The following is a 22,030-nucleotide window of genomic DNA, read 5'->3' as shown; positions in this document are numbered from 1 at the left end:
ATTCAACATTGGGTTACCCCAGGGAAACCGGTTTCAGATTATGCTTCAGCAAGCATTTTCTCTCCGGCCTCGATAGCTTCCTCGATGGTTCCTTTAAGGTTGAAGGCAGCTTCAGGAAGATGATCAAGCTCACCATCCATGATCATGTTGAATCCTTTAATAGTATCTTTAATATCTACAAGAACTCCGGGGATACCGGTAAACTGCTCAGCTACGTGGAATGGCTGAGAAAGGAAACGCTGTACCCTTCTGGCTCTTGATACTGCCAGCTTATCTTCTTCAGAAAGCTCTTCCATACCAAGAATAGCAATAATATCCTGCAGCTCTTTATAACGCTGTAGAAGCTCTTTAACACGTTGTGCACACTCGTAGTGATCTTTTCCGATAATCTCAGGAGCAAGAATTCTCGAAGAAGATTCTAATGGATCTACCGCAGGGTAAATACCAAGCTCAGCGATCTTTCTTGAAAGTACCGTAGTGGCATCAAGGTGAGCAAAGGTAGTTGCAGGTGCAGGGTCAGTAAGGTCATCCGCAGGTACATAAACCGCCTGTACAGATGTAATAGATCCTTTCTTGGTAGAAGTAATACGCTCCTGCATAGCTCCCATCTCGGTAGCAAGTGTTGGCTGATAACCTACCGCAGAAGGCATACGACCAAGAAGTGCAGACACCTCAGAACCGGCCTGTGTAAAACGGAAGATGTTATCTACGAAGAAAAGAACGTCCTTTCCTTGTCCGTCTCCGGCACCATCACGGAAATACTCAGCGATAGTAAGACCTGAAAGGGCTACTCGTGCACGTGCTCCCGGTGGCTCGTTCATCTGACCGAATACGAAGGTTGCTTTTGATTCTTTCATAGCAGCCTTGTCAACCTTGGTAAGGTCCCAACCACCTGCTTCCATAGAATGCATGAAATCATCTCCGTACTTGATAATTCCTGATTCAAGCATCTCTCTTAAAAGGTCATTTCCTTCACGAGTTCTTTCTCCTACTCCTGCGAATACAGAAAGACCACCGTGACCTTTTGCGATGTTGTTAATAAGCTCCTGGATCAATACGGTTTTACCTACTCCGGCTCCACCGAAAAGACCAATCTTACCTCCTTTTGCGTAAGGCTCGATAAGGTCAATTACCTTGATCCCTGTATAAAGTACCTCAGTAGAGGTTGATAATTCTTCAAACTTTGGGGCTTCACGGTGAATTGGAAGACCGTTTTTCCCTTCTTTAGGAAGATCTCCAAGACCGTCAATAGCATCACCCATTACATTAAACAGACGTCCGTATACATCATCTCCGATCGGCATTTGGATAGGACTACCTTTGGCTACCGCCTCAGCTCCTTTACTTAAACCATCGGTAGAATCCATAGAGATAGTTCTTACAGTATCTTCTCCGATGTGAGACTGTACTTCAAGAACCAATTTTGATCCATCCTTTTTTATGATCTCCAGTGAGTCGTAAATTTTTGGCAGTTCAGCTTCTGAACCAAATTCCACGTCCACAACCGGACCAATAATCTGTGCAACTTTACCTGTAACTTTAGACATTACTTAAGTGTTTAATGTTTAGCTTAATCGATACGAAAAAGTCACCTGCATTTCTATCAAAACCGACTTTTTTCGCGGTGCAAAGATATGCTTTTAATTGAAAAATAATTCATTTTACAATTTTTTTTTAACCCCCTGATTGTAACCTTAAATAGGAAGGTTTACCCATAAAAAAACCCGGTATCTGAACCGGGTTTTTTTATCTCTGTTTTAAGGATGTTTTTAAGGCATCGGCACTGGGTAAGCCACCGCAAAATCACCGGCACTGTATCTCGGCAACACAGCTCCGTAATTTTCTTCAATGGCTTCCATGAACTTATTTGCCACGTAGGCATTTGCTCTTGCCGTAAGGTGAATTCCATCTAATGAGAAAGTGCCTCCCGTAACCAGATTATTGGTCAGGTTAAACTCATCAAAAGGAATACCGGTAAAGGTCTCGTTGATCAGACTATAAGCATCTACAACTGCAAGCCCGTTCTGAGCAGCAACATCACTGATAACCTGGTTAAAAGCCATGGTAGCAGCATCGATCTCCTCAAGCTCGTTAGCTGTCAAGGCCCATTTATCTGCCAATGGCACTGAAACCCCATTAACAAGGGTTGGATCGTCGTTCACCAGAGTACCTAGGAAAGCAGCACTTGGCAATACCAAAAGCTCCCCTTCTTTCAATTGACGGTATGGAGGTAGTCCGAATCCGGAAAGATCGGTCAGATCCTCATCAACGATCACAGGGGCATTCTGCCCTTCTACGAAATTGATAGTTCTGGCCTGTGCTTCTTCTGGAGAAATAGCTCCACCCGCTGCCAGTTGTTGCAGTCCACCATTATATTGTGCAAAACCGTTATTAACAAATGCTGCTGTAGCTGCATCCAATGGAATAGCATTATAAGGTACCGTAGTAAAATAAGGTATAACGGTTACATCGGGTACATTGGCAACAACTCCTTTTGCTCCACCTGAGGTCAGGGTTGAAACAATAGTACTGTAAACAGACCCGAACACCTGAGGATCGGTTATATCACTTGAACCATAGGTAGAAGGGTCAAAATTACCAGCCTGGTTTTCTCCATCACCTCCATCTACTGCATAACCAAGTACATCATTGGCTCCGATCCAAAGTGTAAAGAAGGTTGGCGACTGCGCCATGGCATCACCCAAAATAGTAGCTCCTTCACTGGAAGAGAACCTTGCGAAATACGGATTGGCCTGTCCTAACTGCAGGGCTTGAAGGCTGCCATAACCTTCTGCAAGCAGGTGAAAACTTTTAGCACCGGGCACTCCCATATTATTAAAAGATCCTGTTAGTTTTTGAGTTACCTCGGTAGTTGGATCACCGGGAAGACGTGCAGGACCGGAACCGTCAAAAAACAAACGGTTTTCAAGGAATTTAAATCCTCCGATAAGCATTCCTCCAAGATTATCAGCCATCAGTGGCTGTGTAAACTCACCACCTCCTACTTCAGCGAACTGACTGGCAAGAAGGTTCGGAAAAGAATTCATCTGACCGGCCTGAAACAAGGCCCCATCAGTATATCCTGCTGTTAAAGAGTTTCCAAGAGAAACATAGGTCGTAAAATCTGCAGAACCGGCAGAATACTCTACCACATCCTCACCTTCCATCATCCCCGCCTGATCGTCACTCTCACAGGCCATAAAGCCCATAGCAACAACCGGAAGGATCCATTTATACGATAATTTCATAGTTGTAGTGTTTTAATATTATAAGTTGTTGATTGTCCAGGAAATGTAGTATTGAGACCCAATTCTACCGGTACCAATAGCAGTGAAGTACTCATCACCACCAAGGTTGGCAGCTCCCGCCTTGAAGGTCGACTTCAGGCTTGGAACTCTCAGGTTGATCTGGGCATCGATCACCGAGTAAGAAGGGATCATTCCGTCACCAAAGGTGGCCTGCCAGAAGTAGCTGTCGCTCCATCTGTAGCTCACGTTAAATCCGAAGTTATCGAAAACATTGGCGTTCCCGAAGCTTGCCTTAAACTTGTGCTTTGGAGTGTTGAAGTTCGGACGAAAATCAGGATCATCCAATTCAAAATCGGCAAAGGTGTAGTTAAGACCTAGATCGAAATCACCGAAAAGCTTGGTCGTAGTAGCAATGGCCGCACCATAAGATCGTACCTGGCTCGTTGCGTTTGTGTATGTCTGGTAAACACTAAAATCTTCATTTTGGAGCGCGAATAATGCACCTTCAAATGACTCCTGAGGTGGAAGTGCTGAACCCGGAGCAGCATTTACATCTCCATAATAAGGAACAAGCACGTTCTCATTAGCTATGAAATCATCATACCAGGTATAGTAACCGTTCATATCAATAGTAACCGGTCCAAGAACACCACGATAACCCAGCTCGGTAACCTTGGCCTTTTCCGGTCCTACCAAACCAACATTAGCCGCTGTAGGAGCACCCGCCTGCACAGAACTTAAAGAAAATGCATTCTCATAAGCCTGACGTCCTACTACATCAACCGTTGGAGATCCAACAATAGCCTGCCCATTTCCTGAAACATCAAAGGTTCTTACATCCCTGTCTAAATTCGAAATTGCAGATCCGACCAATACAGCACGCCCAGCATCAAGTCCAATAAAAAGGTCCTGGGTAGTTGGGTTACGGAAGGCTGTCTGGAAGGAAGCCCTGATGTTGTGATTTCTCCCTTCACCGGCAGTATACCCTAAAGAGAATCTTGGAGTGAACTGTCCGTCAAACAATTCAGACTTATCATATCGAACCGATCCTGTAAGCTTTAAACGCTCGTCAAAAAGCTGTTTTTGGATCTGAGTATAATACCCTTGTTCACTGTATCTGATTGGTCCGTCTCCATCAGTATAGATCGTTCCGAAAGAGTTCAATTTATACTCTCTGAAAGATCCCCCTACCTGGATATCTGCAAACCCATGAGTCAGGTGAGAAAAGTTATAATTGAAATCAACATGCTTTAACTGAGAGGCATCCTGGAATTTAGATCCTTTAGAAAAATCAGGATCTGCTGTAATTCGGTCAAAAGACTCCTGGAATTCAGGAGTACCCGGAATAAGTCTCCCGGTATCTGCAACCCCTCTTGCTATGTTATGAGCCTGGTCGCTGTTTGCTCCGCCCAGAGTTGCCTGGATGTAGGCACCGGCGTATTCTCCAAACCACTGGCTATCACTTTTCCAGTCGCGGTTAATGTTGATCCCTGTAAACACCATGTCATAAGAATTTCCGGCATCCTCATCAGTCATGTATCCGCGAACAAAGAAATTATCATTTCGGATTTCCAGCTTATGCTGTTGCAGGAAGAAATCCTTGATCGTATATCGGTTGGTACCCTGGTAAATTGTGGTTCCCTTACCCATCTTTGCCTGATAGATCATTTCAAAATCATCAGCGAAAGGTCTGTAATGAAGGGCTGCATCAAACTTAACACTCTCTGCATTATAATTGGTCAGGTCCTTTTCAGCATATCCGGTACGACTCACATTTTCGTCCGGCAACAGGTTTACAAGCGCAGGATTCGGTAATACCCCTGCCGCAACAAGACCGGGTCCAACATTCTCTCTAAGGTTAGTACTCACCTCATCACCGTAAACATTGAGACCATTATAATTAACATCATTGGCTCTTGTTCCAAGCGGATTACTAAGATCCTGCTCATCTACCGCCCACCAGTCTGTACCTTTCAGATAAGAAAAATTAGCCTTGGCCGCAAACTTGTCAGAAAAGGCTTTGGCGAAACGAATTCCAAGATCCCAAAATTCATTATCTCCTGCAGCCTCCTGAGAGGTTAGTCCTGTTTTTACATAACCACTCACCCCTTCATAGTCAAAAGGACTTTTACTTCTCATAAAAAGGATACCGTTAAAAGCGTTAGCACCATAAAGTGCAGAAGACGCCCCTGGAAGAAGTTCAACACTATGAACATCTACCTCGGTAATACCTAAAAGGTTACCAAGAGGGAAGTTCAAGGCAGGGGAAGAGTTATCCATTCCATCTACTAATTGCACAAAACGTGTATTGGCGAAGGTGGCAAAACCACGGGTGTTAATCGACTTAAATGTTAAAGAGTTGGTATTAATATCAACCCCTTTTAGATTTTCAAGACCATCATAGAAGTCTACAGAGGGTGTATTTTTAATCTCTTTTATACCAAATCGCTCTACGGTTACCGGTGATTCAAAAATACGTTCCGGTGTTCTTGACGCAGAAAGTACGATCTCCCCTAACTGGGTGGTCTCTTCCTCTAATTGGATCTGCAAAGGAGAGGCAGCTGTTGTTACCGCAATCGATTGCGTTTTAAACCCAATACTACTCACAGAAATTGAGAAAGGAAGTGATTCCCGGGTTTCAAGAGTGAATTCTCCATTAAAGTCGGTCACCGCACCTACATCTGCCCCGACTACTTTGACATTGGCTCCCGGTACAGGCATCCCCTCTGGGTCGATCACTGTTCCGGAAAGTGTTGTCTGAGCAGATAAGGTAGCCCCGATCAGAAAAACACATGCTATTAGTAAAGTTCTCATCATAAAAATTTATAGTTAGGCGGGAAAGATACAGAAAAAAATAAATCCCCGAGCATTTTTCTGACGCCCGGGGATTCCAAAATCTTTAACTAACTATAAAAATTATAATTATTCTACTGTAACCGATTTCGCAAGATTTCTTGGTTGATCTACATTACATCCTCTCATCACGGCTATATGGTATGACAACAACTGAAGAGGGATGGTTGTCAACAATGGCGTTAAAAGCTCATCAGTTTCAGGAACTTCGATCACGTGATCTGCTAAAGCACTAACATCCTTGTCGCCTTTGGTTACCACAGCGATGATCTTTCCTTTTCGGGATTTGATCTCCTGAACATTACTCACTACTTTTTCATAGTGACCCTTTTTGGTTGCGATAACGATCACAGGCATTTGCTCATCGATAAGAGCGATCGGCCCATGTTTCATCTCTGCAGCCGGATATCCCTCTGCGTGAATATAGGAAATCTCTTTTAGCTTAAGAGCTCCTTCCAATGCAACCGGGAAATTATACCCTCTACCAAGATACAAGCAATTACCCGCATCCTTATATATATCTGCAATGGCAGCAACGTGCTCATCTGATTTTAGGGTTTCTTCAACCTTATTAGGAATCACCTCCATCTCAGCCAGGTAATTGTGGAATTCTGAGTTGGTGATCTTTCCGGTACTCTTCGCGAGTTTCAGAGCGATCAAAGTAAGTACTGTGATCTGAGTGGTAAAGGCTTTTGTAGAAGCCACCCCGATCTCCGGACCGGCATGCGTATAGGCTCCGGCATGTGTTTCTCTTGAAATGGTAGAACCTACCACGTTACAAACTCCAAATACAAAAGCGCCTTTTTCTTTTGAAAGCTTAATGGCAGCAAGGGTATCGGCTGTTTCTCCTGATTGTGAAATAGCGATCACGACATCCCCGGGGCCGACAATAGGATTTCTGTAACGGAATTCTGAAGCATACTCAACTTCCACCGGTACCCGCACCAATTCTTCAAAAATATATTCTGCCACCAAACCTGCATGCCACGAAGTACCGCAGGCTACAATGATAATGCGCTTGGCATTGAGGAACTTTTCGAGGTTATCTTCAACACCCGCCATTTTGATGATCCCGTCATTGATCCTTAAACGACCTCTGTAGGTGTCTTTAATAGCTTCCGGCTGCTCATAGATCTCCTTAAGCATAAAATGGTCGTAGCCATTCTTTTCGATCTGCTCCAGATTCAGCTTCAACTCCTGAACATAAGGATCAACCGGAGCATCACTTTTGATCTGACGCACACGAACATCCCTTCCTTTCCTAACGATAGCCATTTGCTCATCTTCAAGATAGATGGCATTGTTGGTATACTCTATAAAGGGAGAGGCATCACTGGCAATGAAGAATTCATCTTCACCTACACCAATGGCCAATGGACTCCCTAATTTGGCCACGATGATCTCATCCGGTTTCTTTCTATCGAAAACAGCTATGGCATAGGCTCCTACCACCTCGTTAAGTGCCATTTGCACAGCCTTTCCGAGCTTGACCTGCTTATTGATCTTAATATCCTCGATCAGGTTAACTAAAACCTCAGTATCTGTATCTGAAGAAAAAGTATACCCTCTGTTGATCAAAGCTTCCTTTATAGTCGCGTAATTCTCAATAATACCGTTATGGATTATAGCAAGCTCTCCACTATTTGAATAATGCGGGTGAGCATTGGTATCATTAGGTTCTCCGTGGGTGGCCCAACGGGTATGACCGATTCCGATATTACCCTGCACTACACCCTCACTTTCTGCCTTTACTCTAAGGTCATCCACCTTTCCTTTGGTCTTACACAATTCGATAAGACCCTTATTATATAAGGCAACTCCGGCACTGTCATAGCCCCTGTACTCCAGGCGCTGAAGCCCTTTCATTATGATCGGGAATGCATCTCTTTCTCCAATATATCCAACAATTCCACACATAGTATTCCTTATTTATTTAGTTTGATATGCTTTTAGGCTCCGTATATATAAGCTCTAAACGAATTCTTTTACCCTGTTCTTCAGCCGGAAGGTTTGCACCATATAAAACCACGCTAAAAGGGTAATAGTTTGCTGCCTGAGGCACTTGAATTTCTTCCGACATCTGATCGAAAGCAGTAACGAATGTAGCACTATTCACATTTGCCGTAAGACTCAACCCAAGTTTCACGTTAGTAGAGTCGTTGTTGACAATATTTTTTACATGCTCGGTAATTCTGAACCTGTAAAACGGATCTTCTCCATCTTCGTCTTGTAGAATACCATCATAAAACGGATAGCTGGACAAAGGCAAATCTTGAACTAATCCAACAGGATCAAAAATATAATCGAACAATGTAGTATTATTCTCGAAGTCATACAAAAACATCCTTCCAGGAAGCCCCTGATTCCCTGCGAGTTGGGCGTCCGGATAGATATACAAATTGGCTTCATTAATAAGCCAGTTATTCTCTTTGGCCTCTTGAATGAATCCTTCCAGTCCCTGCCCGGCGCTCAGGTCAATGGTTGCAGCAACACCCGACTCTCCTTTAAGATATAATCGCTGAGCCGCTTCTCCTGCAGTAATCTCTTCCTGTATAGAAGTCGGATAAGGCGCTTCATTGTAGATATTAAAAGACTTGCCCTGCCCGATATTCAGAAGAAAACTGTCTTTGGCAACTTCAATCTCGTTATTCTCTGAATTGCGGAAGTCATAATCGTATTTTACCACCACATTCCCTTCGTTGGCATTAAGCAGCAGCTTTAAGTCATCGGTAGGATGATCCAGAGCCACATAGATCCCTCTTAAAAAGTCCTGAAATAACTCCTGGTTGGTCAGCACTTCTTCTCCCTCATTATCAAGAATCTTATTCTGAAAAAACTGCGGATCTAATGACAAACGGATACGAGGTGAAAACCTTGAAGAAACATCCTGAGACTCATCTACATCAGGAGTATCCGGATCGTCTTCATTCTCAAAGAAAAGCAACTCCTCAAAATTCAGAGTATAACTCCCATCAAACAACACTGTGGACAAAAACGGTACAGGATCTTCATTAGAGTAATACTCCTGCAGCGACTGAAAATTAGTGGCCGGATCCAGGTTTCTCAGATACTTGGTATATTCCCGTACAGTTACCTGCAAGGGAGCATCTGTATCTCCGAAAACAGAATCAATATCGTAAGGAATGGGAGCATTGTTATCACTCAAGGTATCATTTGCTCTACTAAAGAAGGGCAGATCAAGGATCACCTCAGTAACACGCTCATTCTCATTAAAGGAAGAGTCTATCTCGGCCTGCTTTGACAGGTCTCCAAAAACGGGAGAGGTTTGCGAAAGAGTTAACTGTGTCACATATGAAGCCTGCGACTTTCCAAAAAGCGCATCAGTATAATCTGATAGCTGATAAAGCGGCATCGCATCGGTTCTTACGGCAGACAAATCGATGCTGGCCGCAGTAACATTAAAGGATTGGGTTCGAATATCAAAGTTATTGTCTTCGATCAGGTCAACTCCCAACTCATTAAATTCCTTTTCACAACTACTAAAAAAAACAACACCACTCAAAATGAGCAGTGCCTGTAAAGCATAACTTTTCTTTAAAAACATATTCGGTGGTAGGTTAACTTAAAACTTCATTCTCATAAAACTCATTATATGCTTCCTCGAACTCATATATAGATTTATGGGGTAAAACCGGCTTTGAAAGGGACGACAGATATTGTTGAAGCTCTTCATCAATCTCTTCTGAGGCGATAATAACAGCGTCAGAATTATCAACAGCCACTTTTAAGATGTTATTATAGGTCGGATCTTCAAGGGCTTTTACCTGATCTTCTTCAATTCCATCAAATTTGACCTTATTGATCATCTCGGCATCAAGGCTCCCTTCAAATTCTTTGCTGTAAACCGAAGTAACAATTTTACTTTCTGCAAACAATGGCTCATCAGCGTAATACTTTCTAAGGTAAAGAGGCAAAAGAGACGCCATCCATCCGTGAACGTGGATAATATCAGGATTCCAATTCAGTTTTTTCACTGTCTCTACTACTCCTTTAGCAAAGAAGATAGCTCTTTCGTCATTATCAGGAAATAAGTTCCCGTCTTCATCGGTAAAGGTTGCTTTACGTTTGAAGTATTCTTCATTATCGATAAAATATACCTGGATTCTTTCTTTTGGGATGGAAGCCACCTTAATGATTAGCGGCATATCCATGTCATTCACTACAAGGTTCATCCCTGAAAGTCTGATCACTTCGTGTAATTGATGTCTTCGCTCATTGATGTTTCCGAATCGGGGCATAAAGATTCGTATTTGCCCACCTCTGTCATTCACCATTCTGGGACTTTCGTAAGCCAAGGATGAAACTTCGTTTTCCGGAAGATATGGTATCATTTCAGAAGCGACAAATAATACTCTTTTGTCTGTCATATAGTCAAATTGTTTCTTTACACATTAGGTCTTAGGAGTGCAAAATTACAAAAAATATGCCTAATTTATTTAAAATGCATAGTTTTGCACGCTGTTAATTTTTTCTCAAATGCTTGTTTTCAAACATAAAGCAGACCTGAAAGAGCACCTGGATCAATCAAGGGCTCAAGGAAAAAAAATTGGATTTGTCCCCACCATGGGAGCTCTTCACCAAGGTCACCTTTCTTTGGTGTTGAATTCGGCTCGTGAAAATGACCTTACCCTGGTAAGTATTTTTGTGAACCCGACACAATTTGATAACCCGGAAGACCTGAAGAACTACCCGTCCTCACTGGAGAAAGACCTCGACTTATTGGAAAGCACAGGTAAGGAGATCGTGGTATTTACTCCTAATACTGAAGAAATGTACGCCAACAAAGTGATTTCCGGTTCATTTGATTTTGACGGACTGGAACATCAGATGGAAGGCAGGTTTCGTCCCGGACATTTTGACGGAGTCGGTACCATTGTAAAAGCACTTCTCGAACTGGCAGGGGCCGACCGGGCTTACTTTGGCGAAAAAGATTTTCAACAACTACAGATCATCAAGAAACTGGCTGAAAAAGAAAACATTTCAACAGAAATTGTCGGATGCCCCATTTTAAGGGAAGCCAATGGCCTTGCCATGAGCTCGAGAAATGAGCGACTCACCCCTGAGCTGAGAAATCAAGCTTCGTTTATCTACAAAACTATTGTCGCTGCCCGGGAACAATTTGGCATGAAAAATGCCGAAGACCTATGTGAATGGGTTGAAAATCAGTTCAATACAATAGACTATCTTAAGCTGGAATATGTTGAAATTGCTGATGAAGCCACATTAAAACCTGTTAAATCATTTAATAAAAATGATCGATATCGTTTGTTTATTGCGGTATTCGCAAATGAAATACGACTTATCGACAATATTGCTCTAAATTAATACCTTTGCGCCATGCAGATTGAAGTAGTAAAATCCAAGATCCACCGCGTTACAGTAACGGGTGCCGATCTGAATTACATTGGAAGTATTACGATTGACGAAGCCCTGATGGAAGCTTCTAATATCATTGAAGGAGAAAAGGTGCAGATCGTTAACATCAACAACGGCGAACGCCTTGAAACCTACGCTATAAAAGGCAACAAAAACAGTGGAGAGATCACACTGAACGGTCCGGCCGCCAGAAAGGTTCAGAGAGGAGATGTTATTATCATTATCTCTTACGCTCAAATGGATTTTGAAGAAGCCAAAAGTTTTAAGCCTTCGTTGGTATTCCCTAACGAGAAAAACAATACCTTAACCTGAATTTGAGTAAAGGTTTAAAACATAAATTAAAGATCATACTCCCACTAACCCTGGGAGTTTTTCTTGTTTGGTATTCTTACCAACAAACCACCCCACAAGACCGAAAACTCATTCTTCAAAACATTCGTGAGGCCAACTATTTCTGGGTAGTCTTATCGCTTTTTGCAGGCTTGTTAAGCCATTTTATGCGGGCCTGGCGATGGAATCTTATGCTTGAGCCCATGGGGTATCGGCCTAGAATGGGTAATAATTTAATGGCTATTCTCATTGCCTACCTTGCCAACCTGGGTATTCCGCGCTCCGGTGAAGTTTTCCGCGCCACTACCCTGAGCAGCTATGAAAAAGTACCTTTCGACAAAGGCTTTGGTACCATTGTAGCTGAAAGGGTGATTGATCTGGGGATGCTATTAATGGTGGTCGTGATAGCCGCATTACTGCAAACCGATGTGATACTTGACTTCTTTGCCGAAAAGGGGATCAATCCTATTTACACCCTGCTCTCACTCCTCGCTCTAGGTATCGCCGGCTTGATCGGCATATACTTTCTCAACAGGACCCGTATCCCGTTCCTGCAAAAAATACGACAATTTCTGAGAGGCCTGTTGGAAGGCCTGACCAGTATTTTTAAGATGAAGCGCAAAACAGCCTTTATCGGTTACACGATAGGCATCTGGGCCCTTTATGTTGGAATGTTCTGGTTGATCAAATACAGCATCCCAGAAACCTCAGGCCTGGGGATCAACGAGATACTGGCAGCCTTTGTTGCCGGTGCTTTTGCTATGAGCACTACCAATGGTGGCATAGGCGTTTACCCTCTTGCCGTCAGCAAGATCCTGGTATTTTATGGCATTTCAAAAGCTTCAGGTGATGCCTTTGGCTGGATCATGTGGACCTCTCAAACCCTGATGGTGGTTCTTTTTGGTGCCTTATCATTCTTGTATTTGCCTTTTTACAACAAAAGCAAATAATTTCTTATCTTCCTGTCCCAAATCAACCAGACATGAAAAACATTATCTACCTGTTAGTCATATGCTTATTGAGCACAAAGTTCTCATTAGCACAAACAAGTCTCGGGACTATCGATTCTTATAAACTGGGAGAAAAAAGAGGTTACCGTCTTTATGTTCCCAATGATTACGATGCTGATAAGACCTACCCCCTGCTGGTTGTTCTTGATGCTGATTACCTGTTTGACCTCACCGTTGCCTCTGTAAAATTCTTCAGAAACAAGGAGGAAATACCGGAATGTATCGTTGTTGGTGTCAACCAAAAGACTTCCAGAAGCAGGGATCTTGAGATCAATCCGGCTTCCGGTTTCCCTGAAGGTTCAGGAGCTGCATTCTTTGAATTTTTGGGAATGGAGCTGATTCCAAAGATAGAAAAGGAATATGAACTGGCCCCTTTTAGAACTGTTATTGGCCATGGCCTTACAGCCAATTTCGTCAATTACTATCTTTTTAAAGAAGACCCGCTTTTCCAGGCTTATATCAACCTGTCGCCTACCCTTCCTGTTCAAATGGAACAATATATTACCGAGCGGCTTACAGCAAATTCGGATAACTTGTTCTATTTCCTGGCAACTTCCAAGAAGGATGAGAAGGAAAACCGGGAGGCCATTCACAGGCTTCATGCAGGATTGAAAGATCTGAAAAGTGAGCAGCTTCACTATTACTTTAAAGAGTATGAAAATGCTGATCACCATGCCGTTGCCGCCTACGCCCTGCCGGAAGCACTCGACAGGATCTTTGAAATTTACAACCCTATTAGTGTAGAAGAATTCCGCACCAAACTGATGACCTATGTTGGTGAACCTTATGAATATCTCGAAAAGAAATACAACACCATTGAAGAGCTTTACGGTTTTAGAAAACCAATCATTCTAAATGATTTCATGGCCGTCTATTCGGTGAGCAAGAAAAACGACCATCTCGAATCTTTAGAACAATTGAGCAGACTGGCTAAAAAAGAGTTTCCTGACTCCATGCTCGGTTTTTTCGTAGAGGCCGAATACCTGGAGCTTTCAGGAGAACCTAAGAAGGCCATGCGAACTTATGAAAAGGCTTTCAGCATGCCTGAAATAGACTTTTTAACCAAAGATCTTGCCCTGGAAAGAATTGACAAGATCAAGGAAGATTTTGGATGGTAAACAACAAATGATAAAACATTCTTTTAATACCCCGTTGATTCGGGGTATTTTTATGCGACAATAATCACATTTATGGCGAAGGTTAAAACCACTTTTTTTTGTCAGAACTGCGGAACACAATACTCGAAATGGCAGGGCCAATGCAATTCCTGTAAGCAATGGAACACCATTGCTGAAGAAATGGTTCAAAAAGAAGAAAAGCGAACCTGGAAACAGGAAAGCAGCGGCCAATCTAAAGTCAACAAACCTTTGCGTATTCAGGAAATTGACGGAAGTACCGAAATGCGCATCCCATCCTGTAATGCCGAACTTGATCGGGTACTTGGCGGGGGTATTGTTCCCGGATCGGTCACCCTGCTGGGAGGAGAACCGGGAATTGGCAAAAGTACCTTGTTGTTGCAGATCACTTTGAAACTCCCCGTTAAATCACTTTACGTATCCGGAGAAGAAAGTCAAAAGCAGATCAAGATGCGGGCAGAACGCATCGATCCCAAAAACACCAACTGCTATGTACTCACCGAAACCAAAACTCAGAACATCTTTAAGCAGATCGCCCTTATCGAACCTGAGATCGTGATCATAGATTCTATTCAAACCCTTCAAACCGACCATATAGAGTCATCTGCCGGAAGCATCTCCCAAATCAGAGAATGCACCTCAGAATTGATCAAGTTCGCAAAGGAATCCAACACTCCGGTGCTTCTCATCGGGCACATTACCAAAGACGGTCACATTGCCGGGCCTAAGATCCTGGAACATATGGTAGACACGGTACTGCAATTCGAAGGCGATCGAAATCACGTATACAGAATACTCCGGGCCTTAAAGAACCGTTTCGGTTCTACTGCCGAACTCGGTATTTACGAAATGCTGGGAGACGGACTACGAGAGGTAAGCAATCCTTCTGAAATCCTGATCAGTAAGAACGGGGAAGAACTCAGCGGAACAGCTATTTCAGCAACCCTTGAAGGAATGCGCCCTCTTATGGTGGAGATTCAGGCTCTGGTAAGCACTGCTGTATACGGAACACCCCAACGCAGCTGTACCGGCTTCAATGCCAAACGACTCAATATGCTATTGGCAGTCCTGGAAAAAAGAGCCGGATTCAGGCTAGGCGCCAAAGATGTATTTCTGAATATTACCGGAGGTATCAATATTGACGACCCCTCTATCGACCTTGCTGTAATAGCGGCTGTACTTTCCTCTAATGAAGACATCTCAATAGGCAAGGATATTTGTTTTGCTGCAGAGGTTGGCCTGGCAGGAGAAATAAGACCGGTACAACGTATTGATCAACGTATCCTGGAAGCAGAGAAGCTGGGATTTTCAACCATTATGATCTCAGGGCACAATAAGATCACCTTAAAGAACCACAACATTCTTATAAAAAAGGTCAACCGAATAGAAGATGTTGCACAATTCCTATTCGGTTAACAAATGGGTTCTGCGCATTAAGGTCCCGGGTTAGGAATTTCGTTGTGAATGGCTTCAATGGCTGCCATAACTTCTTTGGTTAGCTCCACGTTAATACTTTCGATATTCTCCTGCAACTGACTCATGGAGGTAGCTCCGATAATATTGGAGGTCAGAAAGGGCTGCTGATTTACAAAGGCAAGGGCCAGATGTGTTAGCGACATCCCGTTTTTAGTCGCCAGCTCTGCATATTTTTCTGTAGCCCTAACCCCGTTTGGCTGACTGTACCTGTTGTAATTCGGGAATAATTTTATTCGCGATCCTTCCGGCATATTACCATTTAAATACTTCCCGCTTAGAGTTCCAAATCCCAAAGGAGAATATGCAAGAAGCCCAATATTTTCACGCATGGAAACCTCAGCATTTCCAACCTCAAAAAGTCGGTTCAGTAAGTTATAAGGGTTTTGAATGGTGATCATCCTCGGCAATCTGCTCTTCCTGCTCTCCTCCAGATACTTCATTGTTCCATAAGGATTCTCGTTAGACAGTCCTACATGCCTTATTTTTCCTGCCTTTATGAAGCCATCCAAACACTCCAGAATTTCCTTAAAATTCTCTTCCCACCTCTCATCCGGATCGTGCTTATAACCTCGGCTTCCAAAAAAGTTGGTATTCCTTTCCGGCCAGTGCAGCTGGTAGAGGTCTATATAATCTGTTTGAAGCCGCTTCAGACTCTCGTTCACGGCCTCCTCAATAGCCTCCTTTTTAAAGCCATTGGTTCTTATGTGTTTGGTAATAGCCGCAGGCCCGGCTATCTTTGAGGCCAGGATCACTTTATCTCTGTTCCCTCTTTTTTTAAACCATGTACCGATAATTCGCTCTGTCTCCCCCTGGGTCTCTGCCCTGGCAGGCACCGGATAAAGTTCTGCAGTATCAAAGAAATTAACTCCCTTATCAATTGCATAATCCATTTGCTCATGCCCTTCCGCTTCTGTATTCTGCTGTCCCCAGGTCATGGTACCCAGGCATATTTTACTCACTTTTATATCGGTGTGAGGTAATAATGTGTATTTCATATAGCATTTTTTAAAAGAAAAAGTCTTCCGCATATCTATACAGAAGACTTCAAAATTACTAATTCTATTCCTATCAGATCTCACTGAGCAACTTGCTAACCTCATCAAGTTTCGGCGTTAACACTACTTCGATCCTCCTGTTTTTTGCCTTCCCTGTGGCTGAACCATTATCAGCTACCGGAACATATTTACTTTTACCGGCTGCAGTAAGGTTAGCCGGGTCAATTTGTGAATTCTCTGAAAGAATCTTTACGATAGTAGTAGCTCGCTTTACAGAAAGGTCCCAGTTATCTTCAAGGCTACCGTTACCCGCATAAGGAACATTATCTGTATGCCCTTCTATTAGAACAGAAATATCAGGATTTGAAGCCAAAACACCTCCTAATTGATTTACAGCCCTGCGCCCTTCCGAATTGATCTGCCAGCTACCGCTATTGAATAACAGTTTATTCTCCATAGACACATAAACTTTTCCATCGCGCTGTTCTACCGTTAGGCCTTTGCCTTCAAAATCTAATAAAGCCTTTGAAATAGCATCTTTCAAATTCTTCATAGCGGCTTCTTTGGCAGCTAAAATACCTTCCAGCTCGGCAACCCTACCGGATTGACGCTCCATGGTTTGCCTTAATTTTTCCAGTTCACTCCTCTTTTGATCGAGAATTCGTTCCTGCTCCTCAAGGTCGGCCAAAAGACTTCTGTTGCGTTGTGCATTTTCGGCAAGAGCACTACTGCTTTGCTTCTCAAGGGCATCATAAGAGGACTCTAATTGGGCAAGTCTTTTTCTTGCTCCTTCATACTCTAACCTTAAACGATCGCGTTCTGCCCGCATTTCTTCGAGCGATTTAGATAACCCAATCTTTTCATTCTTCAAGGTATTATTCTCACGTTCGAGCATCTGATTCTCATCTGCCAATAAGGCTCTTTCCTCCTTCAATTCATCATACCTTGACTCCAGGTCTTTGTACACTTTAGACGAAACACAGGAACTAAGCATGAGTCCCGCCCCCACAATACATAAATAGGTTTTCATAAGCTAGGTTAATTATTTGTTCTAAGATCTCTTAAAGTTGTTCAGTTATTCAATTCCAAAAGCACGGGGCAATGATCACTGTGCTTAGCCTCCTTTAGCATGACAGCCCTGTTAATACGATCGGTCAGGGGCTCTGCAACCATATTATAATCGATACGCCATCCTTTATTATTGGCCCTGGCATTTGCCCTGTAGGTCCACCAGGAATATTCATGGGCAGTTTCAGGGTGTAAATGCCTGAAACTATCTGTAAAACCACTGTTTATAAAATTATCGATCCACTCCCGCTCTACCGGCAAAAATCCGGACACCTTAGCATTGCGCACAGGATCGTGAATATCAATAGCTCTGTGACAGATATTATAATCTCCGCAGACTATAAGGTTTGGCCGCTCTTTTCGAAGGTCATCAGCATAACGCTGAAAGTCATCCATATATTGCAGTTTAAGGTCCAGACGATCCATGTTGGTCCCTGAGGGCAAGTACATACTCATTACCGAAACATCTCCGAAATCGGCTCTGATATTACGCCCTTCAGCGTCCATATAATCAATTCCTGTACCATACTCCACGTGATCTGCCTTTGTTTTAGAAAAAATGGCAGTACCACTGTACCCCTTTTTCTGAGCGCTGAACCAATAACTGTATTCATAACCGGCTTCCTTAAAAACATCCAGGTCTACCTGCTCTTTATGGGCTTTGGTTTCCTGCACACACAAAACATCAGGATCGGCAACCTTCATCCACTCTACAAGGCCTTTTCTTACGGCAGCCCTGATACCGTTCACATTATACGATATGATCTTCATGTACAATTTTTTTCCGCCCTAAAAATAAGGATTAAATATTGGCTTCCTAAACCCTTCAGCAAGCATTAGAAACCCTTTGTTTGAGAGCTTATGTTTATTTTTACCTCATGAAAAAAACAGCCCTGCTTCTTTTCCTGTTACTTTCCGCGGCCTTAGGACATACCCAACAGACACCTGACACTCTCAGCGCAGTTATCCTGGAATCAAAACGCCTGGAACGTCCGAAACAACTCATCCCCGCCACCAAAATTTCTCCTGCCACTTCAAAACGGTATAATCCTGCTGATATAGTTTCCAATCTTAACGAGGCACCGGGCGTATTTGTATTTTCCGGCAGCCTGAATACCAACAGACTTACCATTCGCGGAATTGGATCAAGAACACCCTTTGGCACGAATAAGGTTAAAGCATACATCAACCAGATCCCTGTGACAAACGGGGTAGGTGAAACCTCCTTTGGGGTTTTCGACCCGGAAGCTCTTGAAAGTATAGAGGTGGTAAAAGGCCCTAAAGCTACTGTTTACGGCTCCAACCTGGGAGGCACTCTTTTATTGAACCCCATTTTACCATCAAAAGAGAACTACCTCAGCACCAGCCAAACCCTGGGCTCCTTTGGTCAATTCAAACAAAGCAGCCGGATCGGCTATGACGAAGAAGGGCTCACGCTGCTGTTTAATTATGACCACCTTGAACAGGAAGGATATCGCGATAACAACAAATACAGAAGGAACGGATATCTGCTGAACATGAAAAAGGCATTCAGCAATAACTTTAATCTTAAGCTGCTGTTCAACCACATTGACTATTTTTCAGAAATTCCAAGCTCCCTTAACCGCGAAGACTATCTCAACAACCCTGAAAAGGCTGCCAATAACTGGGCCGTATCGCAGGGATATGAAGACGACAACACTACTCTTGCAGGCCTTACTTCTGAATTGCGAATTCATCGCAAATTGATCAATATCAGCAGTGTTTTTACCACCTACAACGACCACTATGAACCAAGGCCATTTAACATCCTGAATGAAGCTACTACCGGAGCCGGCTTCAGGAGTTTATTCCAGTATTTCCACAATGATCAGATCCAGGTACACACAGGGATAGAATACCTGCAGGACCGATATACCTGGAGCACCTATGAAAACCTTTATGAACAAAATAACGGAAGGGGAAGTCTTCAGGGAACGCTCTTAACTGATAACCGCGAAAACCGGCGGTTTCTGAACGCCTTTACCGAAGTCAGACTGTCTTTTAACAAACTATCTGTACAAGCAGGAATAAACTACAACAATACCCTTTTTCGATATCGCGACCTGGAGACCGGAACAAATGAAATAGAAAGGGATTTCCCGGGAGTTTGGTCTCCAAACCTATCTCTGGCCTACCATTTCAATCAAAACCTTAACTTATTCATCAATAGCTCTCATGGTCATTCCTATCCGAGCCTGGAGGAAACCCTTAATCCGGAAGGTACTTTAAACCCTGAGATCAGACCGGAATCAGGGTGGAACTATGAAACCGGATTCTTATTCCGCAAAGAAAGCTGGAGTATCGAATCGTCTGTTTACTATATGCAGGTAAAAGACCTGTTGGTGGCACGTCGTACAGCAGAGGATGCCTTTATTGGCAGAAATGCGGGGCGTACCGGCCATTTCGGGGCGGAGTATTCGGTCCAAAAAATATGGATGGTAAGTAATAGCCTGGAGTTTCAATTTTTACTCAATGGCACCCACAACTGGCACCGGTTCGAGGATTTTATTGACGGGGAGAATGATTTTTCAGGGAATGAGCTTACAGGAGTTCCGGAATATGTAGTGATACCGGGCATTCAAATATCCATGAATAACTACTACGCTAATCTTAACGGACAAATGGTGGGAAAAACACCGGTCACTGATGCAAACAACTTGTACAACGAAGCTTTTGAGATCATGAACCTTAGAACAGGTTATTCTTTTTACCCCTCAAAAAGTATGTCCTTAAACCTGCAAGGTGGCATCAATAACGTATTTAACATCAAATACGCCTCATCGGTACTCATCAATGCTACAGGATTTGGCGGAGCCAGTCCACGATATTATTACCCCGGACTGCCAAGAAACTTTTACATCAATCTTAACCTACGCTATATTTTATAAAAAAACCCCTTGTGTTAACAAGGGGTCTTAATACTTTATATTTACAGAACTATGAAGCTGCATCTATTTTTTTCAGCCAGCTGCTCATAGATATTTCTTCAGAGATCAGTCCTCTTAATTCCGAGATCTTCACCCGTTTTTGTTCCATCGTATCCCTGTGGCGCAGGGTCACAGTATCATCTTCGAGCGTTTCGTGATCTACCGTAATACAGAAAGGTGTTCCGGCGGCATCCTGACGACGATATCTTCGCCCTACAGCATCCTTTTCATCATAATCAACACTCATATCCCATTTAAGATCATCAACGATCTTTCTGGCCACTTCCGGCAGGCCGTCTTTCTTAACAAGCGGTAATACGGCCACCTTGGTTGGAGCGAGAACGGAAGGAATTCGCAATACCACCCGGGTACTGCCATTCTCCAATGTCTCTTCCTGAAGTGCATTGGAAAAAACAGCCAGGAACATCCTGTCAAGTCCGATAGAGGTCTCTAACACATAAGGTGTATAGCTCTTATTTTCTTCCGGATCAAAATACTGCAGCTTCTTCCCGCTGAATTCCTCGTGTTTTGCCAGGTCAAAATCCGTTCTGGAATGTATTCCTTCGAGTTCTTTAAAGCCAAATGGGAATTTGAACTCTATATCAGCTGCCGCATCGGCATAATGAGCCAATTTTTCATGGTCGTGATAGCGGTAGTTATCCGCTCCCATCCCAAGAGAAAGATGCCATTTAAGCCTCATTTCTTTCCAGTAATCATACCACTCCTTCTGGGTTCCCGGCTTAATAAAGAATTGCATCTCCATTTGCTCGAATTCTCTCATTCGGAAAATAAACTGACGGGCAACGATCTCATTTCTGAAAGCTTTACCGGTTTGGGCGATCCCAAATGGTATCTTCATCCTGCCACTCTTTTGCACGTTCAGGAAATTCACAAAAATTCCCTGGGCAGTTTCCGGCCGCAGGTAAAGATCCATTGCAGAGTCTGCACTTGCCCCCAGCTTGGTACCAAACATCAGGTTAAACTGCTTAACATCTGTCCAGTTTTTACTTCCCGTTTCAGGATCAGCAATACCCAACTCTTCGATAAGAGCCTTTACATCAGCCAGATCTTCCTTTTCAAGAGAACTGCCCAGGCGCTTAAGTATGGTATTGATCTCCTCCTGATACCTGAGCACCCTCGGATTGGTAGCCATGAACTGATCTTTATCAAAGGCATCTCCAAAACGTTTTGCTGCTTTTGTGACCTCCTTTTCGATCTTGGCCTCGATCTTAGCCGTATGATCTTCTACCAGAACATCGGCACGATATCTTTTTTTAGAGTCTTTATTGTCGATGAGCGGATCATTAAAGGCATCTACGTGACCGGAAGCTTTCCAGGTTGTAGGGTGCATAAATATAGCAGAGTCAAGCCCAACTATATTTTCATGCATCTGCACCATGGCCTTCCACCAGTACTCACGAATATTCTTTTTTAATTCGACACCTTTCTGACCGTAATCATATACGGCACTTAAACCATCGTAGATCTCACTGGAAGGAAAAATATATCCGTATTCCTTTGCATGTGAGATCACTTTTTTAAATTGATCTTCTTGTTTTGCCATGGCGC

At 43.2% G+C, this 22,030-nt stretch carries 16 protein-coding genes; 6 read left to right on the top strand and 10 right to left on the bottom strand.

From position 1 onward, the window contains the following. Nucleotides 1–38: 38 nt before the first annotated feature. The 6 genes from atpD to E7Z59_RS04165 all read right to left on the bottom strand — a co-directional run bounded on the left by atpD (nt 39) and on the right by E7Z59_RS04165 (nt 10,489). Nucleotides 39–1,547 carry a F0F1 ATP synthase subunit beta gene (gene atpD / locus E7Z59_RS04190; protein ID WP_136335026.1) on the bottom strand — a complete coding sequence of 503 codons (1,509 nt, stop codon included), beginning with the start codon at nt 1,545–1,547 and terminating at the stop codon, nt 39–41. 222 nt (nt 1,548–1,769) lie between these two features. After that, nucleotides 1,770–3,248, bottom strand: coding sequence for an SGNH/GDSL hydrolase family protein (locus tag E7Z59_RS04185; protein WP_136335025.1), 1,479 nt, complete (start codon nt 3,246–3,248; stop codon nt 1,770–1,772). 18 nt (nt 3,249–3,266) lie between these two features. Next, the gene (locus E7Z59_RS04180; protein WP_136335024.1) at nt 3,267–6,062 is read right to left on the bottom strand and encodes a TonB-dependent receptor; all 2,796 of its coding nucleotides are present in this window, start codon (nt 6,060–6,062) and stop codon (nt 3,267–3,269) included. Nucleotides 6,063–6,170: 108 nt separating this feature from the next. After that, entirely contained in the window at nt 6,171–8,018 is a 1,848-nt protein-coding gene (gene glmS / locus E7Z59_RS04175; RefSeq protein ID WP_136335023.1) for a glutamine--fructose-6-phosphate transaminase (isomerizing), read from the bottom strand. 16 nt (nt 8,019–8,034) lie between these two features. After that, nucleotides 8,035–9,666 (bottom strand): DUF4270 domain-containing protein, encoded by a 1,632-nt coding sequence (locus E7Z59_RS04170; RefSeq protein WP_136335022.1) that lies wholly within the window; start codon nt 9,664–9,666, stop codon nt 8,035–8,037. Between the two features lie 13 nt (nt 9,667–9,679). Then, the gene (locus E7Z59_RS04165) at nt 9,680–10,489 is read right to left on the bottom strand and encodes a glycogen/starch synthase (protein WP_136335021.1); all 810 of its coding nucleotides are present in this window, start codon (nt 10,487–10,489) and stop codon (nt 9,680–9,682) included. Nucleotides 10,490–10,598: 109 nt separating this feature from the next. Between E7Z59_RS04165 and panC the strand changes: the two genes are divergently transcribed. From panC to radA, 5 genes are all read left to right on the top strand, one after another. Next, nucleotides 10,599–11,447, top strand: coding sequence for a pantoate--beta-alanine ligase (gene panC, locus E7Z59_RS04160; RefSeq protein WP_136335020.1), 849 nt, complete (start codon nt 10,599–10,601; stop codon nt 11,445–11,447). A gap of 12 nt (nt 11,448–11,459) precedes the next feature. Then, entirely contained in the window at nt 11,460–11,810 is a 351-nt protein-coding gene (gene panD, locus E7Z59_RS04155; protein WP_136335019.1) for an aspartate 1-decarboxylase, read from the top strand. Nucleotides 11,811–11,812: 2 nt separating this feature from the next. Next, complete coding sequence (locus tag E7Z59_RS04150; protein WP_136335018.1) at nt 11,813–12,778, top strand: lysylphosphatidylglycerol synthase transmembrane domain-containing protein; 966 nt, start codon at nt 11,813–11,815, stop codon at nt 12,776–12,778. A gap of 32 nt (nt 12,779–12,810) precedes the next feature. After that, nucleotides 12,811–13,956, top strand: a complete 1,146-nt coding sequence (locus tag E7Z59_RS04145; RefSeq protein WP_136335017.1) for an alpha/beta hydrolase — start codon at nt 12,811–12,813, stop codon at nt 13,954–13,956. Between the two features lie 72 nt (nt 13,957–14,028). Further along, nucleotides 14,029–15,390 carry a DNA repair protein RadA gene (gene radA, locus E7Z59_RS04140; RefSeq protein ID WP_136335016.1) on the top strand — a complete coding sequence of 454 codons (1,362 nt, stop codon included), beginning with the start codon at nt 14,029–14,031 and terminating at the stop codon, nt 15,388–15,390. Nucleotides 15,391–15,407: 17 nt separating this feature from the next. On the opposite strand, the gene E7Z59_RS04135 is transcribed toward radA, so the two are convergent. The 3 genes from E7Z59_RS04135 to E7Z59_RS04125 form a co-directional block, all read right to left on the bottom strand. Next, a complete protein-coding gene (locus E7Z59_RS04135; protein ID WP_136335015.1) occupies nt 15,408–16,445 on the bottom strand; it encodes an NADP(H)-dependent aldo-keto reductase in 1,038 nt (345 codons plus the stop codon). Nucleotides 16,446–16,518: 73 nt separating this feature from the next. Next, on the bottom strand, nt 16,519–17,475 hold the full coding sequence (locus E7Z59_RS04130) for an OmpA/MotB family protein (protein WP_136335014.1): 957 nt from the start codon (nt 17,473–17,475) through the stop codon (nt 16,519–16,521). A gap of 41 nt (nt 17,476–17,516) precedes the next feature. After that, nucleotides 17,517–18,284 carry an exodeoxyribonuclease III gene (locus tag E7Z59_RS04125; RefSeq protein WP_136335013.1) on the bottom strand — a complete coding sequence of 256 codons (768 nt, stop codon included), beginning with the start codon at nt 18,282–18,284 and terminating at the stop codon, nt 17,517–17,519. Nucleotides 18,285–18,391: 107 nt separating this feature from the next. Between E7Z59_RS04125 and E7Z59_RS04120 the strand changes: the two genes are divergently transcribed. Continuing rightward, complete coding sequence (locus E7Z59_RS04120) at nt 18,392–20,422, top strand: TonB-dependent receptor (protein ID WP_136335012.1); 2,031 nt, start codon at nt 18,392–18,394, stop codon at nt 20,420–20,422. Between the two features lie 49 nt (nt 20,423–20,471). Here E7Z59_RS04120 and E7Z59_RS04115 read toward each other — a convergent pair whose 3' ends face one another. Next, nucleotides 20,472–22,025, bottom strand: a complete 1,554-nt coding sequence (locus E7Z59_RS04115; RefSeq protein WP_136335011.1) for a glycine--tRNA ligase — start codon at nt 22,023–22,025, stop codon at nt 20,472–20,474. Between the last annotated feature and the right edge of the window lie 5 nt (nt 22,026–22,030).

It is taken from the genome of Robertkochia marina (genome assembly GCF_004799345.1).
GTDB classification, from domain to species: domain Bacteria; phylum Bacteroidota; class Bacteroidia; order Flavobacteriales; family Flavobacteriaceae; genus Robertkochia; species Robertkochia marina.
This window is presented reverse-complemented; position numbering and strand designations above follow the sequence as displayed.